The sequence below is a fragment of the Phytopseudomonas seleniipraecipitans genome, from assembly GCF_900102335.1.
Lineage (GTDB): Bacteria > Pseudomonadota > Gammaproteobacteria > Pseudomonadales > Pseudomonadaceae > Aquipseudomonas > Aquipseudomonas seleniipraecipitans.
The window spans coordinates 85,037-99,838 of sequence record NZ_FNBM01000007.1 but is presented as its reverse complement, the minus strand read 5'-3'; the positions used below and the strand labels follow the sequence as shown (position 1 = coordinate 99,838).

13 protein-coding genes are annotated in these 14,802 nt (G+C 60.5%); 6 read left to right on the top strand and 7 right to left on the bottom strand.

The features are described from left to right. Nucleotides 1-279 precede the first annotated feature (279 nt). On the bottom strand, nucleotides 280-594 hold the full coding sequence (locus BLS60_RS15395; RefSeq protein WP_070883095.1) for a transcriptional regulator: 315 nt from the start codon (nucleotides 592-594) through the stop codon (nucleotides 280-282). A gap of 194 nt (nucleotides 595-788) precedes the next feature. Between BLS60_RS15395 and BLS60_RS15390 the strand changes: the two genes are divergently transcribed. Beyond that, entirely contained in the window at nucleotides 789-1,181 is a 393-nt protein-coding gene (locus tag BLS60_RS15390) for a lipoprotein (protein ID WP_070883096.1), read from the top strand. A gap of 11 nt (nucleotides 1,182-1,192) precedes the next feature. Here BLS60_RS15390 and BLS60_RS15385 read toward each other — a convergent pair whose 3' ends face one another. Further along, nucleotides 1,193-2,128 carry a LysR family transcriptional regulator gene (locus BLS60_RS15385; protein ID WP_092369667.1) on the bottom strand — a complete coding sequence of 312 codons (936 nt, stop codon included), beginning with the start codon at nucleotides 2,126-2,128 and terminating at the stop codon, nucleotides 1,193-1,195. A gap of 139 nt (nucleotides 2,129-2,267) precedes the next feature. Here BLS60_RS15385 and BLS60_RS15380 point away from each other — a divergent pair, with 139 nt between their 5' ends. Further along, nucleotides 2,268-3,473: an acyl-CoA dehydrogenase gene (locus tag BLS60_RS15380; protein ID WP_070883098.1), complete on the top strand. Its 1,206-nt coding sequence runs from the start codon at nucleotides 2,268-2,270 to the stop codon at nucleotides 3,471-3,473. A 7-nt stretch (nucleotides 3,474-3,480) separates the two neighbouring features. On the opposite strand, the gene BLS60_RS15375 is transcribed toward BLS60_RS15380, so the two are convergent. The 4 genes from BLS60_RS15375 to xthA form a co-directional block, all read right to left on the bottom strand. Next, complete coding sequence (locus BLS60_RS15375) at nucleotides 3,481-3,675, bottom strand: hypothetical protein (RefSeq protein ID WP_070883099.1); 195 nt, start codon at nucleotides 3,673-3,675, stop codon at nucleotides 3,481-3,483. Continuing rightward, complete coding sequence (locus tag BLS60_RS15370; protein ID WP_070883100.1) at nucleotides 3,672-4,664, bottom strand: TerC family protein; 993 nt, start codon at nucleotides 4,662-4,664, stop codon at nucleotides 3,672-3,674. Before BLS60_RS15370 ends, BLS60_RS15375 begins: the two co-directional genes overlap by 4 nt. Nucleotides 4,665-4,817: 153 nt before the next feature. Continuing rightward, nucleotides 4,818-6,197: a substrate-binding domain-containing protein gene (locus BLS60_RS15365; RefSeq protein ID WP_092369664.1), complete on the bottom strand. Its 1,380-nt coding sequence runs from the start codon at nucleotides 6,195-6,197 to the stop codon at nucleotides 4,818-4,820. A gap of 75 nt (nucleotides 6,198-6,272) precedes the next feature. After that, on the bottom strand, nucleotides 6,273-7,085 hold the full coding sequence (gene xthA, locus BLS60_RS15360; RefSeq protein WP_092369661.1) for an exodeoxyribonuclease III: 813 nt from the start codon (nucleotides 7,083-7,085) through the stop codon (nucleotides 6,273-6,275). A gap of 146 nt (nucleotides 7,086-7,231) precedes the next feature. On the opposite strand from xthA, the gene BLS60_RS15355 reads away from it, so the two are divergent. From BLS60_RS15355 to tpx, 4 genes are all read left to right on the top strand, one after another. After that, nucleotides 7,232-8,965: an autotransporter assembly complex protein TamA gene (locus tag BLS60_RS15355; RefSeq protein WP_092369658.1), complete on the top strand. Its 1,734-nt coding sequence runs from the start codon at nucleotides 7,232-7,234 to the stop codon at nucleotides 8,963-8,965. Beyond that, a complete protein-coding gene (locus BLS60_RS15350; protein ID WP_092369655.1) occupies nucleotides 8,962-12,633 on the top strand; it encodes a translocation/assembly module TamB domain-containing protein in 3,672 nt (1,223 codons plus the stop codon). The genes BLS60_RS15355 and BLS60_RS15350 overlap by 4 nt, the downstream gene beginning before the upstream one ends. Nucleotides 12,634-12,745: 112 nt before the next feature. Next, nucleotides 12,746-12,979: a hypothetical protein gene (locus tag BLS60_RS15345; RefSeq protein WP_070883105.1), complete on the top strand. Its 234-nt coding sequence runs from the start codon at nucleotides 12,746-12,748 to the stop codon at nucleotides 12,977-12,979. A 177-nt stretch (nucleotides 12,980-13,156) separates the two neighbouring features. Beyond that, nucleotides 13,157-13,657 carry a thiol peroxidase gene (tpx, locus tag BLS60_RS15340; protein WP_092369652.1) on the top strand — a complete coding sequence of 167 codons (501 nt, stop codon included), beginning with the start codon at nucleotides 13,157-13,159 and terminating at the stop codon, nucleotides 13,655-13,657. A gap of 54 nt (nucleotides 13,658-13,711) precedes the next feature. Here tpx and BLS60_RS15335 read toward each other — a convergent pair whose 3' ends face one another. Then, nucleotides 13,712-14,644, bottom strand: coding sequence for a LysR family transcriptional regulator (locus BLS60_RS15335; protein ID WP_070883107.1), 933 nt, complete (start codon nucleotides 14,642-14,644; stop codon nucleotides 13,712-13,714). Nucleotides 14,645-14,802 lie beyond the last annotated feature (158 nt).

Genomic DNA, 14,802 nt, shown 5'->3' with positions numbered 1-14,802 from the left:
GACAAGAAAAACCCGGCTTAGGCCGGGTTTTTCTTTGCCTGTAAAAAAGGCGGCCTTACAAATAAAAACGGCATCTACCAGGGCACCCGATGGGGGAAGGTGCCCTGGCAGACGCCGTATCCGTTACTCGGCTTCCCAATAAATGAGTGCCGATTTGATTTCGTAATGATAAAGCAAACATCGCGCCATATCGAGTATTTGCTTGAGCTGCCAGGAATAGACTGCAATCCCGCCTGGAATAAGGGCCATTGTCGTGCGTTGCAGCTTGCCGATGCCCAGCTACGACGCAGGGCACACCTGAGCCTCTTCCACGTAATCGCGCAGCCAGCGCAGCACGTCTACCGCGTCCCAGCGGCCAGGATCGAACATCGCATAAGCCATACCCTTGTAACCCACCACATCCAGTTGCCGGTGGTAGCCCGCGCGTTGCAGCAGCGCTTCCAGCTCCGCAAAGCAGATATTGAAATGCAGGCGATTGAAGGGGGTTTTACCTTCGGTAACGATCCCTTCCAGGTGCAGTTCCTCGACCACAGGCCGAACCTTGTCCAGCGGCATCTGGTTGATCAGGTGTTTGAGTTGCAGTACGTCCAGCATCATGAGGCTCCCGATTACGCCTGATCCAGCCAGGGCATTCCCGATTTATGGCCAGTGTGGTGATGGTAGCTAGGGTAAAACAAAAGTACTGTACAAATAAACAGTATTCGGTGATATTGGGCCCTGACGCTTCATGACTTCCATATCCACGAGCAATGCAAAGCGCCGTGGTTGTTGCCGAGGACTACGAGACAATGCAACAGATACTCATGACAATTGTGCTGTTGGTGACACTCACGGGCTGTGCGCAGCCGCATGTCGAGCAACCCAAGGTCAATGCCAACTACCTGATTATCGAAGACAGTCAGGCCTGGGCGGTTCTGGTAGAGGACGGCAAACGTGTGGAAGAGCACGGGGTCGTGGTCGACGCCATCAAACTGGCGAGTAGCGATGCGCCCGTTGCCGCCAGCTATGTGATCGATACACCGAATTGCGGCAAAGTGCAGTGGTTGGTCGAACGGCAGGATGCTGCGGATGGTGTGACCACCCGCATGACCCTGCATGACAACAAGCAGTTGAGCGCGTCAGGTTGTGTGATTGGCGATGGGTTGACGCGCATCTGGACGGTGTTGGATTACTCCAGCTGAGGTCTGGAGCGCTAATTGCTGCCAGAGCTCTCCATCTTGCGTTCCTGACTGCTGATACGTTGGCAGATCTCGATAATCTGCTCGCGCATCCAGCGATTGGCGGGGTCCTGATCGGTACTTTCGTGCCAATAGAGGTGGGTTTCCAATTCAGGAATTCCGGTCACTGGCAGTTCGCTGAAATGCAGACCGTTATCACGGGCGAAGCGCTCCGGCACGGTGATTGCCATGTCGGTATCGCGCATTACGCTGCAAGCCATCAGGTAATGCTGTGAGCGCAAGGCGATACGCCGTTGAATACCGATCTTGCCCAGCGCCAGGTCGATGTAGCCCAGCCCGCTGCGGCGGCTGGAAATGTGGATGTGAGTCAGCGACAGGTAAGCGTCCAGGCTGAGGGGCTGCTTGCTCAGAGGGTGGCCGTGGCGCATGGCGCAGACGTAACGATCCTCCATCAGTTTCACGTGACGTACTTGCGGGTCGATGTTCAGCGGTGCATCCACTGCGAAGTCCAAGCGCCCGGCAGCCAGCTCCTTGGTGGTTTCGCGGCGGCGCACCAGCATGCTTTCGATCGTCACGTTTGGCGCCTGACGCCGCAGGCGCTGAAACAGTGGCGGTAACACCACCGCTTCGGTCAGGTCGGTCATGCTGATGCGAAAGCTCTTGTTGGCTTGGGCCGGGGTGAACGTTCGGCTCTCCTGAACCGAGATTCTCAGTTGCTGCAGCGCGTTACGCACCGGCGTGATGATGTTCTGCGCCATAGGCGTCGGCACCATGCCCTGGGCAGTGCGCACGAACAGCGGATCATTGAATGTTTCGCGCAGGCGCGACAGGGCATTGGAGACTGCCGGTTGAGTGATGCCGACAATCTGTCCGGCACGCGTGAGGTTCGCTTCGGTGTAGATAGCGTCGAAAACGACGAACAGATTGAGATCGACCTTGTTCAGATTCATGCCAGCACGCTTCCCGAGATGTTGTTATGGGTCGATGTTATATCGGTGATGAATGTTAATACACGATGAAAATAGCTTCGATAAATTACGCCTCGTCCACTAGCATCCTCTGCACACAGAAAGCAGCCCAAGGTGCGCCATGGATTTCGCCTACTCTCCCAAAGTTCAGCAATTGCGTGAGCGCGTCAGCGCTTTCATGGAGGCTCACGTCTATCCGGCCGAAGCCGTCTTCGAGCGGCAGGTTGCCGATGGCGACCGCTGGCAGCCAACCGCAATCATGGAGCAGCTCAAGGACCAGGCAAAAGCCGAAGGCTTGTGGAATCTGTTCTTGCCTGACTCGGATCACGGGGCGGGGCTGAACAACACCGAATACGCGCCACTGGCGGAGATCATGGGCCGTTCGCTGATTGGTCCCGAGCCGTTCAACTGTGCAGCGCCTGACACCGGTAACATGGAGGTGTTGGTGAGGTATGGCAGTGACGCGCAGAAGCGTCAGTGGCTCGACCCGCTGCTTACCGGAGAGATTCGTTCGGCGTTCGCCATGACCGAGCCGGACGTGGCTTCTGCGGATGCGACCAACATGCAGGCCAGCGCCGTGCGCGACGGCAGCGAATGGGTAATCAACGGGCGTAAGTGGTGGACCTCGGGCGCCTGTGATCCGCGTTGCAAGATCATGATCTTCATGGGGCTTACCAACCCGGAAGGGCATCGCCACCAACAGCATTCGATGATTCTGGTGCCGATGGACACGCCCGGCGTGAAGGTGCTCAGACCGTTGCCGGTATTCGGTTACGACGATGCGCCGCACGGCCATGCGGAAGTGCTATTCGAAGACGTTCGGGTTCCTTATGACAATGTGCTGCTCGGCGAAGGGCGGGGCTTCGAGATCGCCCAGGGGCGCCTCGGTCCAGGCCGTATTCATCACTGCATGCGTTCCATCGGCATGGCCGAGCGGGCGCTCGAGCTGATGTGCGAACGGGCATTGACGCGCACGGCCTTCGGCAAGCCCTTGGCGCGTCTGGGTGGCAATATCGACCTGATCGCCGAGTCGCGCATGGAGATCAACATGGCGCGACTGCTGACCCTCAATGCTGCCTACATGATGGACACGGTTGGCAACAAGGTAGCGGCCAGCGAGATCGCGCAGATCAAGGTGGTAGCGCCGAACGTGGCATTGAAGGTGATCGACCGGGCTATTCAGATGCACGGCGGGGCAGGGGTCAGCGGCGACTTTCCGCTGGCTTATTGGTATGCGATGCAACGTACCCTGCGTCTCGCTGATGGACCCGATGAGGTGCATCGTGCGGCAATCGGCAAATACGAGCTTGGAAAGTACATGAAGTGAAACGCACTCAGGTAACCGGTGGCTCGTCGAGCCCCGGCACCAGAAGCGGGTTTTGATGTTTCAAGCGCATGTGCAGTTGCGCCGCGAAAGCGCGTGCAGCGAGCTCTTCATCGAACATGAGGGTGCGTTTGCCGAGACGTACGCACCAGCGCACGCCATCGGCTTTGTTTACGCAGTCGATCTGCACGTCCTGTTGGTTCACGTCGTCTCTTCAGGCTTCTTGTCGCGGGTTTTCAGCAGCGACAGGATAACGCCGCCAGCCAGTACGCCCATGGTAACGCCCAGTGAAAGCAGCGCGGGCACCTTGATGAAACTGTGCAGGAAGATCTTGCTGCCGATGAACATCAGCACAATGGCCAGCGCGTACTTGAGGTACACGAAACGGTGCATCAGTGCCGCCAGTGCGAAGTACAGCGCGCGTAGACCGAGAATCGCAAAGATATTCGATGTGTAGACAATAAACGGGTCCTGGGTGATGGCAAATACCGCCGGCACGCTGTCGACCGCGAATACCAGATCTGCCAGCTCGATCAGTACCAGAGCCAGTAGCAGCGGGGTGGCGAATAACAGCATCTTGCCGCTGGCGGGATCGGGCTGGCGGACCAGAAATTTGCCACCGTGCAGATCATCGGTGACACGGATGTGTTTGCGCAGGAAGATCAGCAACTTGTTCTGCGACAAATCAGGGTGCTCGTCGTGATCTTTGCTGAACAGCATTTTGATGCCGGTGAACAACAGGAACGCGCCGAATACATAGAGAATCCAGTCGAACTCCTGAACCAAAGCGGTTCCGAGGCCGATCATGATCGCGCGCAGCACGACGACGCCGAGGATGCCCCAGAACAGAACGCGATGCTGGTATTTACGCGGGATGCCGAAGAAGCCGAGGATCATCGCCATGACGAACACGTTGTCCATCGACAGCGACTGTTCGACCAGAAAACCGGTGTAGAACTCAAGCGCCTTGGTGGCACCCAATTCCCACCAGACCCAGCCACCGAACGCCACGCCAACGCTGAAATAGCCTGCATAGAGCAGCAGACTTTCGCGCATTTCGATTTCGTGCTGATCGCGGTGCAGAACGCCGAGGTCGAAAACCAGCAGCGCAAAGACGATGATGACGAACGCCATCCAGAAGTAATACGGGGTGCCGAGCAGCGGCGTGGACATAAAGGCATGTAGAGCTGTCATGGGCCCTCCCTGTCAGTGCCTAAGTTGATGTTCAACTTAGTGACTCCGACATCACGATGAGAGCACTCATCGCCAGAGGGGCCCGGCGTCACATGCAGCTAAGGCTAGGTTGAATCGCGTAGCAGGGCAAGTGCCTGCTGCGCGTTGAAAAACTCAATACACCCAGACTTCCACCCGGCGATTCTTGAACCTGCCACTGTCGTCTTCGTTGTCGGCAACCGGTAGTTCATCGCCCAGGCCGGCCACTTCGCGCATCACCACGCCTTCTCGCACCATTTCACGGCGTACTGCCATGGCGCGAAGCTTCGACAGCAGTTCGGCGCGAGCCGAGGCTGCCTTGGGGTCACCGAAACCAACCAGCACGACTTTTTTCTGCAGTTTGCCGTGCTGCTTGAGGTAATCCAGCACCCGGCGCAGGTCCTGCCCGGCTTTATTGTCGAGGCTTGCGCTGCCTTCCTGGAAGCGAAAGTTCACCGACAAACGCTGGGCCTCACGAGCCAGCGCCTGGTAAGCCGCAGGCATCTCGGCAGTTGCCTTGATGCTGACCGCCTGGACGGTCTGTGCGATGAAGCCGTTCTGCGCGACGATGGTCTGGCCTTGTGGGCTTTGGGCGAATTGCAGCAAGGCAGTCGCCCACGGATTGGTGCTATTGGGCAGACCGTAGAGAAATAGACGCCGGGACAGTGGATAGTCCTCGGTGGCGATCAAGGTCGTGCTCGGCGGCATCGCTTGTGACTCTCCGGCGGTAATGGCCAGGGCCTTGGCTTTACGTACATAGGGCAGGCCGATAAAACCGATGCCATTGGGATCACGGGCCACCGAGTCGGAGAGCTGTTCGCTGGACTCGAAGCGCTTGGCTTTGCTCGAAAGCTGCTTGCCATTGGCGCTGAGTACCAGCTCTTTGAAGGTATCGAACGTGCCGGAGTTGTCATCCCGGGCGTAGAGTGAGATCGCTCCTGAACGGCCTCCCACCTGTGCCCAGTCGGTGACCTCACCTGAAAATATCTGCGCCAGTTGCTCGGTGCCGAGCACGCCGAGGGGGTTGTCTGGGTGCAGCACGATGGCCAGCCCATCGATGGCGATGACGTGTTCGGCATCGCGGCTCTTCATGTCGCCGAGCGAGGAGAGGGTTGCCACTTCGCTGGCCTTGATTGGCCGCGAGGACGCTGCCAGTTCCGCACGGCCTTGCTCGATGGCGCTGAAGCCGGTGCTGGAACCGTGCGCGGCGATTTCCACCTTTATGGCGCGCCCCGCAACGTTGGTAGCGGATACCACCTGTTCGTTTTCCCCTGCTGCTGTCACACGGACGTTGCTCAGGCCCTGTTGCTCCAGCAGGCCCTTGACCAGGGCCGGACCCAAGCTGGCCCCGATGGTGTTGGAGCCGTGGATGCGCAGGACCGGTTGATCTCCTGCCGGCATCGGCAGAGCGGCAAATGCCGTCCAGGGGGTTACGTAACAGACGAAACCGAGCAACAGGAACGTAGCGGTTCGCATCCAGGTATCACGGTCACAGGCGGGAAGGGCGCGCAGCATGCGGCAAACACCTTAAGGGGTTGGCTGAAGTGCTGCGACGATAAGACAGAAAAGTGACGGCAAGATGACGGGAGGTCAGCTCAGCTCCAACCAGATTGGTGCATGATCGGATGGCTTTTCCATGCCGCGTAATTCGTAGTCGATACCCGCGTCCTTGAGGCGTTCCTGCAAGGCCTGAGAGGCGAGGATGACATCGATGCGCAGACCTCGCTTGGGCTCATCCTCGAAACCCCGGCTGCGGTAGTCGAACCAGCTGAAGCGGTCATCGACTTCGGGATGTAGCTGGCGGAAGCTGTCGACCAGACCCCAGCTCTTGAGTGTTGCCAGCCACTCGCGTTCTTCCGGCAGAAAGCTACATTTGCCGGTCTTCAACCAGCGCTTGCGATTCACCTCGCCGATGCCGATGTCGCAATCTTCGGGTGAAATATTGATATCACCCATGACCACCAACGGCTGGTTGCTGGCGAAGCGGCCGGTCAGCAATTCCTGCAAATCCGCATAGAAGCGCTGTTTTGCGGGAAATTTGGTGGGGTGGTCGCGGCTTTCGCCTTGCGGGAAGTAGCCATTCATCACCGTGACCGGGTTGCCTAGTGCGTCCGCATATGTGCCATAGATGAAGCGCCGCTGCGACTCCTCGCCATCGTTTGGAAAACCCTTGACCAACTCCAGCGGTGCCTGGCGCGAGAGCAGGGCCACCCCGTAGTGGCCCTTCTGGCCGTGGTAATGAACGTGGTAGCCGAGCGCACGGATGTCCGCTTCGGGGAACTGATCATCGCTGACCTTGGTTTCCTGCAGGCCGATAACATCGGGCTGGTGCTTCTCGATCAGCGCAGCGAGTTGATGCGGACGTGCCCGCAAGCCGTTGATGTTGAAGGAAACGAGTTTCATGGCGGCAATCCTGGTGAGTCGGGCAGTAAACCGGCGATGCTAGCCCATCATGGCGCTGAACGGCCAGCAGCAGGGCCGCCTGGCTGAAATCGTTTCGATTCGTTCCTGCGCGGGAATGCTGCGTTTGCCGTGATAGCATCTGCCTCATGAGAGTCATATCCACACTCGGCGCGGGATGCGCGCTACTGCTGTTCAGTTCAGTATTGCTGGCTGAAAACGCGCGCCTTGTCGTCAGCGTGAAGCCAGCCAATAACGCCTTGAAGAGCAATGTCGAGGGTTACATCGGTAGCCTTGGCGAACGCGATGCCGAAGCGCTGCAGCGTTTTCGTCGGGTGGTGGAAAGCCAGGCTGAAAAAGCCGCCCAGGCACTCGGGTATTACCAGGCGCAGATTACGACCGATGTGGTGGAGCAGACCCCGCCGCGCTTGAACGTGAATATCGTGCCAGGCGAGCCGGTTCGTATCGGTAGCGTAACGGTGCGGGTCGATGGGCCTGCCGCTGAGCTGCGAGCCTTCCGGTTGCCCAAGGACGCAGAGCTAAAACAGGGCGCCCGGCTCAACCACGGCCGTTACGAGGCCGCCAAGCGGCATATTCAAAATCAGGCGTCCCGCTATGGCTTTTTTCACGGGCGTTTCACTCAGCAACGTCTAAGCATCAATCCGCAGGCGGGTCTGGCCGATATCGAGCTGGTCTACGACAGCGGCCCGCGCTATATCCTCGGCAACGTCAGCTTCGAAGGCGACATGCCGTTCGACGATGATCTGCTACAGCGCATGGTGCCGTTCTCGGCCGATACGCCCTATGACTCCGAACGCATCGCCGAGCTGTATCAGGCGTTGCGCTCCAGTGGGTATTTCGAGTCGGTGCGCGTGGACGCCAGTCCTACCGTGGCCGAGCAGCAGGTCATTCCGGTCAAGGTTCATCTGCAAACGCGCCTGCCGCGCACCATGGGGCTTGGCCTCGGCTTCTCGACTGACGTCGGCCCCCGTGGTCGCGCCAATTGGGAGCGGCATTGGGCTAACCCACAAGGGCATAGTTATGGCGCGGAAATGGAAATCTCCGCGCCGCGGCAAAACGTCGGCCTATGGTACGACGTGCCGCTGGACCCGCCGCTCACCGACAAGCTGCGTATCGCCGGCGGCTACCAGTACGAGGAACTCGCCAACACCGACAGCCTGAGCCGGCTGCTGACGGTCGGCCCGGAATGGCACAGCAAGCTCGACAGTGGCTGGCAGCGAGTGATCTCCCTGAAATGGCAGCGTGAGGAGTATCGCCTAGGCGATGACTCGGGCCTGAGTACTCTGTTGATGCCCGGCATCAGCTATTCCTATCTGCGCAGCGATAACCGTGTCGATCCCAACTATGGCTATCGCCTGGAGTTCAGTGGTTCGGTGGCCAAGGAGGGCCTGCTCGCCGACTCGGACGTGATCCACGGCAACGTGCTGCTCAAAGGGTTGACCACCTTGTGGCAAAACCATCGTTTCCTCGGCCGTGCGCAGTTTGGCGGTACCGAGTCCAAAGGCTTCAACTCGTCAGTGCCGCCCTCATTGCGCTTCTTTGCCGGCGGCGACCAGAGTGTGCGCGGTTACGACTATCAGAGCCTGTCGCCGGAGAATAATCAGGGCGACAAGATCGGCGCACGCTACATGTTCGCGGCCAGTGCCGAATATCAATACAGCGTGGCAGAAAAGTGGCGCGTTGCGACTTTCTATGACGCCGGTAACGCCTTCAATTCGCTGGACTTCCCGACGCTGAAAAGCGCGGTGGGTATTGGCATGCGCTGGGTGTCGCCGGTTGGGCCGCTACGCCTCGACCTGGCTCATCCGCTGGATGAAGAGGGTGGCGTGCGCCTGCATTTCTCCATGGGGCCGGAGCTGTGAGGCGGGTATTCAAGTATGCCGCGCTGAGCGTACTGGCGCTGCTGGCTGTGCTGATCGTGGCGTCGACCTGGATGCTGGCGACCAATGGCGGCAGCCGCTGGGCGTTGGGCCAAGTGCCAGGCCTTCAGGTTGACGGCTTTGAGGGTCGCCTCGGCGGCCGTTGGACGGCTGAGCAACTGGTCTGGCGGCAAGGCGACAATCAGGTGCTGGTTCGCCAGGCGGATTTTGAATGGTCGCCCGGCTGCCTGCTGCGCCTCACCTTGTGCATCGATAAGTTGCGCAGCGAGCGTATCGAGCTGAATTTCGCTCCCAGTGAGGAGCCACCCAGCGACGAGCCTTTCAGCCTGCCACAACTGGATTTGCCGCTGGCGCTGGAGGTCGGTGAGGTGTGGGTCGGCAGCTTGCAGTTCAATGGTGATGATCAACTGCAAGGTCTTGAACTGGTTGCCGACTGGGCTGCCGACGGGCTGAACATCAGCAAGTTGCATGTGCAGCGTGATGAGCTGGTGATTGATCTGCGAGGGCGGCTGCAGCCCAGCGGCGAGTGGCCGCTGAGCCTGCAGGGCACTGCAGCGCTGCCAGCCCCGGACGGCAAACCTTGGGATCTGGCACTGCAGGTCGACGGCGACCTGCGGCAAAGCCTGACGCTGGCGGTCGACAGCAGCGGGTATCTGGCCGGGCGCCTGAGTGGCGAGGTACAGCCGCTGGTCGAGCACATTCCAGCGACGCTACTGTTCACGGCGGACGGTTTCAAAGCCGATGCGTCGCTGCCCGATACGCTACGGCTGGATGCCTTGAAGCTACGAGCGGCGGGTAATCTGCAAGACGGTTACGGCATCGACGGCAGCGCCAGCTTGCCGGCCGAGGAGGGTCCGGTTGCGCTGGCGCTGCGTGGTCGGGTGGATGCCGCCGGCGCAGATATCGCCACCTTGCGCCTGGCCGCGTCAGACGATCAGTATCTGGCAGTCAACGGGCGCCTGGATTGGCAGCAGGGCTTCAGCGCCGACACCCATATCGACTGGCAGAATTTCCCCTGGTTGCGCCTGTATCCGCTGGAGGAAGCGCCCCCCGTGACGCTGAACAAGCTGACCGGTGATCTGGCTTACGATAACGGCAATTATCTGGGCAATCTGGATGCCGCGCTGGATGGTCCCGCTGGCGCATTCACGGTGAAGACGCCGCTCAGCGGTGACTTGCAGCAGGTGCATCTTCCCCAGCTGCAGATTCGTGCTGGTCAGGGAGCTATCGAGGGGCAGGTGACCGTCGGCTTTGCCGAGGCGGTGCGTTGGGATGCGCAACTGCAGATCAGCGATTTCGACCCGGCCTACTGGGTCGCCGAACTGCCAGGCCGAATCGCCGGGCCGCTACGCAGCCAGGGGCAATGGCTCGACGGTAACCTGGAACTGACCGGCGATTTCAACTTGCAAGGCCGCCTGCGTGGCCAGCCCGCGCAGTTGCAAACGCAGGTAGCAGGCGCTGGGGAAACCTGGAAGCTGAGTGCACTGAGCGTGCGCCTTGGCGACAACCGCATCGACGGCAGCGGCCAGCTCGAGGGGCGCCTGCGGGGCGAATTACGCATCGCGCTCAACCGCCTTGGGCAGCTGTGGCCGGGCTTGCAGGGGCAGGCCGCGGGGCGTCTGGATCTGGCTGGCAGCCTGCAGGCGCCTCAGGGCACCTTCACGCTGAACGGACAGGGCTTGGGATTCAACGAATTGCTCATGGACCGGCTGGGGCTGGATGCCAAGCTGGATGCCAACCAGCAAGCCAGCGTGCAGGTGGTCGGTCAGGGCATCGCCAGCGGTGATACGCAGATCGGCGACCTGACTGCCAGCGGCGGCGGCAATCAACGACAGCAGCAGTTGCAGTTGAGCCTGCAAGGCGAGACTTTGCAGACCAGCCTAGCGCTCGATGGTACGCTGGATCAGGACAATTGGCGCGGCCGCTTGAGCCGCGCCGAGGTGCAGGCAGGCGGTCAGGATTGGCGTTTGCAGCAACCCGCTTCACTGGTGCGCTTGGCCAACGGCCAGATTGACCTGGGCGCTCACTGCTTTCGTTCCGGTGAAGCCAGCCTGTGCGGCGAGAACCAGCGGTTGCAGCCAGAGCCGCAGATCCGTTATCGCCTGGCCGATTTCCCGCTCGACAGCCTGGCGCCCTGGTTACCGAAAGACTTCGCTTGGGACGGCAAGCTCAACGCCGACGTCCATCTCGATTTACCCGCTGCAGGGCCCTCCGGTCGAGTACTGGTGGATGCTGGCAGCGGCACCTGGCGTGTGCGTGACAACGGGCAGTGGGTGGACTTTACCTATAACAGCCTGCGCCTGAGCAGCGAGTTGCGCCCCCAGCGTATTGACGCCGACTTGAACCTGAGCGGGCCGAGGGTCGGCGAGCTGGCCGTGCAGGCTCAGCTCGATCCACGGCCGCAAAACAAGCCGCTGTCCGGTCAGTTCCGCCTCAGCGGTCTCGACCTGGCGATTGCTCGGCCTTTCGTGCCAATGGTCGAGCGTTTGACCGGCCATCTCGAAGGCAGCGGCAACTTGTCCGGTGATCTCCTGAAGCCGTTGATCAACGGCCAGCTGCTGCTCAGCGGGGGTGAGATCTCCGGCGGTGAATTGCCGACCAATTTCGAGGATCTGCAGGTTCGCATGTTGATCGCAGGTGAAAGCCTGAGGCTCGATGGCGGTTGGCGCAGCGGCGAGCAGGGGCAGGGCTCGCTCACCGGTGAGCTGGCTTGGAGTGACCAACCGAGTGGCAGCCTGAGCGTGAAAGGCAGCCGCCTGCCCGTGGTAGTCGAGCCTTATGCGACGCTGGAGGTCGAGCCGGATATGCAGGTGCGCCTTGCTGGTGATCAATTGTCGGTGAGCGGCAAGGTGTCCATCCCGCGCGGCCAGATCCAGGTGCGCGAATTGCCCCCTTCAACGGTCAAGGTTTCCGACGATGCGGTCATCGTCGGCGCACAGACGCGTGCACAGCAGCCAGTGGCAATCAGCATGGACATCGATGTCGATGTGGGCAGCGACAAGCTGACGTTCACAGGCTTCGGCCTTAATGCCGAACTGGCCGGGCGAGTCCATATCGGCGACGACATGGATACCCGTGGCGAGCTGAATCTCAACAAAGGCAATTTCCGCGGCTATGGGCAGCGGCTGACCATTCGCCGGGCGCGCCTGCTGTTCGCCGGGCCCATCGACCAACCATTCCTCGATATCGAGGCCATTCGCAAGGTGGACGAGGTGGTTGCCGGTTTACGCTTGACCGGCAGCGCCGACCAGCCGCGTACCGAGGTGTTCTCCGAGCCCGCGATGAGCCAGGAGCAGGCGTTGTCTTATCTGGTATTGGGCCGACCATTATCAACCGGTAGCGAAGACAGCAACATGCTGGCGCAGGCTGCGTTGGCGCTGGGTGTGGCGGGCAGTTCCGGGGTCACCGGTTCGGTCGCACAGAGCCTGGGCATTGAAGATTTTCAGCTGGATACCGAGGGCAGCGGCAACAGCACCAGCGTGGTCGCCAGTGGCAACCTTTCCGAGCGTCTGAGTTTGCGCTACGGCGTAGGCGTATTCGAGCCGGTGAATACCGTAGCCCTGCGCTACGCGCTCAGTCGGCGCCTGTATCTGGAGGCGGCCAGCGGCCTGGCGAGCTCACTGGATCTGTTCTACAAGCGAGATTTCTAAGGCCACGCCAACGTCGAACGACGTTGGCGATAGAGCCGGGTGCCAGCGGGTTTATCGTGCTGGCGTCTGTTGCAGATCAATCTTTCACCTCTTACCGACGCATAGGAATCACATGGGCCAGCGGCAAACACAGATACTCAAGCATGACCTCAAGGCCGTCGCCGAAGACCTCAAATGGGCGTCCGTCGACTTGGTGCAGATAGCCGAGCGCTTGCGGGGCACGGAGAACGAATCGGATGCCTGGGCCATTCTGAGGATAGTCGGCGTGTTGATTAACGGTGAGGATCGCCTGTCCAAGTACGCCGCCGAGGTCAAGTCAGGCCGGATCGCTCGTTCCAAGGCGTGACAATGGGTCTGGGGTATCTACTGGCCGCCCTCGACACCATTGTGGGACATGAGCGCTGTGTATTTCCGGCGCGCATGGCCTGCCAAATCGAGGTAGATGAGCCTTCTAGTGAGCGCTTTGCTGACGTAGGATGACGGTCCAAGCGTGCTTTACCCACACAGAAAAGGATCATTTTTCATGGCTCAAGTAACCCTGCGCGGTAACCCGGTTCAGGTCGACGGCCAACTGCCGCAAGTTGGTCAGCAGGCACCCGCGTTCAACCTGGTCGGTGCCGGCCTGGCAGACGTCAGCCTGAGCAGCCTGGCGGGCAAGCGCAAAGTGCTGAACATCTTCCCAAGCGTCGATACGCCGACCTGTGCCACGTCGGTACGTAAATTCAATACCGAAGCCAGCAAGCTGGATAACACCGCGGTGCTTTGCGTTTCCGCTGACCTGCCATTCGCCCAGGCGCGTTTCTGTGGTGCCGAAGGCCTGGAAAACGTCATCAACCTGTCGACCATGCGCGGCGCAGAGTTTCTCAAGGACTACGGCGTAGCCCTGAGCTCCGGCCCGCTGGCTGGCGTTGCTGCCCGCGCCGTGGTGGTGCTGGATGAACATGACAAGGTGCTGCACAGCGAGCTGGTTGCCGAGATCGGCAGCGAGCCTGACTACGAGGCTGCGCTGGCCGTTCTCAAGTAACGCACGTCGCTCCTGATAACGGCCTGCTCTGCAGGCCGTTTTCGTTTGTGCGGTTCACTGCTTGTTCAAACCCGCGGCCACAAGCCGGCGCAGCCGGTTGGCCACTGGCGACAACTGCCGGCCCTTGACCAGCAGCAGGTAGTAGGGCGACATCTCGATACTCACATTGAGCGGCAGCACCTTGAGTCGGGCGCCCACCTGGTCGCCGAGTAGCAGGTCCGGCACTTCGCTGGCCAGCGGGGCGATCGCCGACGACGACACCAGAATGGCGATCATCGCCAGCAACGAGGTGGTGTTGGTGATGTTGGTCGGCAATGGCGCGCCCGCGCTGAGAAAGGCAGTTTCCATGGCCTCGCGGATCGGCGCCCGGTGGCTTTGCATCACCCATTCGTAGGGCGACAGGTCGTGCAGCGTGACCTTGTCGACGTTGGCCAGCGGGTGATCCTGGCGAACCATCAGCTTCAAGGTCTCGGTGCGGGCGGGGAAAATCTCGAAATCCGCCGGGTTCACGCCGCGCGGTAGGCGCGCCAGCACGAAGTCGTTCTTGCCGGCCGCCAGGTCATGCACCAGCACGTCGCTGGCGGCGACGTTGACGTGCACTTCCGCACGCGGCGAGATGGCTTTGAGCTGGCGGATTGCCGGAATCACGAAGCCCACGGCAGCGCCGGTCACTGCACCCACGGTGGTAATGCCGCCTTCACCGCGCTTGAGCTCTTCGACGTCCTGCGCCAGGTCGCGCAGCTCCACCAGCATGTTGTGCGAGCGCTGCGCCAGGGCGCGGCCGATCAGGGTCGGCACCATGCCTTTGGCGTGGCGCTCGAACAGCCGTGCGCCCAGCGTGTGCTCGATGTCCGCGAGCATGCGCGAGGCGGCCGGCTGAGTAACGGTCAGTTCATCCGCGGCGAGGCCGAGCTGGCCATGTTCGGCGATGGCGGCAATCAGGCGCAGCTGGGCAATCTTCAGGTGTCGGGCAATGCCGATGTCCATGGCAGCTCTCATTCTTGTCGTTGTCGAGGCGCAGCAAAGGATTCTGCGCTGCGGGCGCATGCTTGTCGATTGTGTTCATATCAATATTGGTATGACGTTGTGCGGAATATGAATTTGATTGATATGCGGGTGGGTTCTATCTTCAGCTCTGCTTTGAA

Bases quoted from the DNA above. Each gene is read 5' to 3' on its own strand.
- BLS60_RS15395 (WP_070883095.1), bottom strand. From the start codon at position 594: ATGCTGGACGTACTGCAACTCAAACACCTGATCAACCAGATGCCGCTG.
- BLS60_RS15390 (WP_070883096.1), top strand. From the start codon at position 789: ATGCAACAGATACTCATGACAATTGTGCTGTTGGTGACACTCACGGGC.
- BLS60_RS15385 (WP_092369667.1), bottom strand. From the start codon at position 2,128: ATGAATCTGAACAAGGTCGATCTCAATCTGTTCGTCGTTTTCGACGCT.
- BLS60_RS15380 (WP_070883098.1), top strand. From the start codon at position 2,268: ATGGATTTCGCCTACTCTCCCAAAGTTCAGCAATTGCGTGAGCGCGTC.
- BLS60_RS15370 (WP_070883100.1), bottom strand. From the start codon at position 4,664: ATGACAGCTCTACATGCCTTTATGTCCACGCCGCTGCTCGGCACCCCG.
- BLS60_RS15365 (WP_092369664.1), bottom strand. From the start codon at position 6,197: ATGCTGCGCGCCCTTCCCGCCTGTGACCGTGATACCTGGATGCGAACC.
- xthA (WP_092369661.1), bottom strand. From the start codon at position 7,085: ATGAAACTCGTTTCCTTCAACATCAACGGCTTGCGGGCACGTCCGCAT.
- BLS60_RS15355 (WP_092369658.1), top strand. From the start codon at position 7,232: ATGAGAGTCATATCCACACTCGGCGCGGGATGCGCGCTACTGCTGTTC.
- BLS60_RS15345 (WP_070883105.1), top strand. From the start codon at position 12,746: ATGGGCCAGCGGCAAACACAGATACTCAAGCATGACCTCAAGGCCGTC.
- tpx (WP_092369652.1), top strand. From the start codon at position 13,157: ATGGCTCAAGTAACCCTGCGCGGTAACCCGGTTCAGGTCGACGGCCAA.
- BLS60_RS15335 (WP_070883107.1), bottom strand. From the start codon at position 14,644: ATGGACATCGGCATTGCCCGACACCTGAAGATTGCCCAGCTGCGCCTG.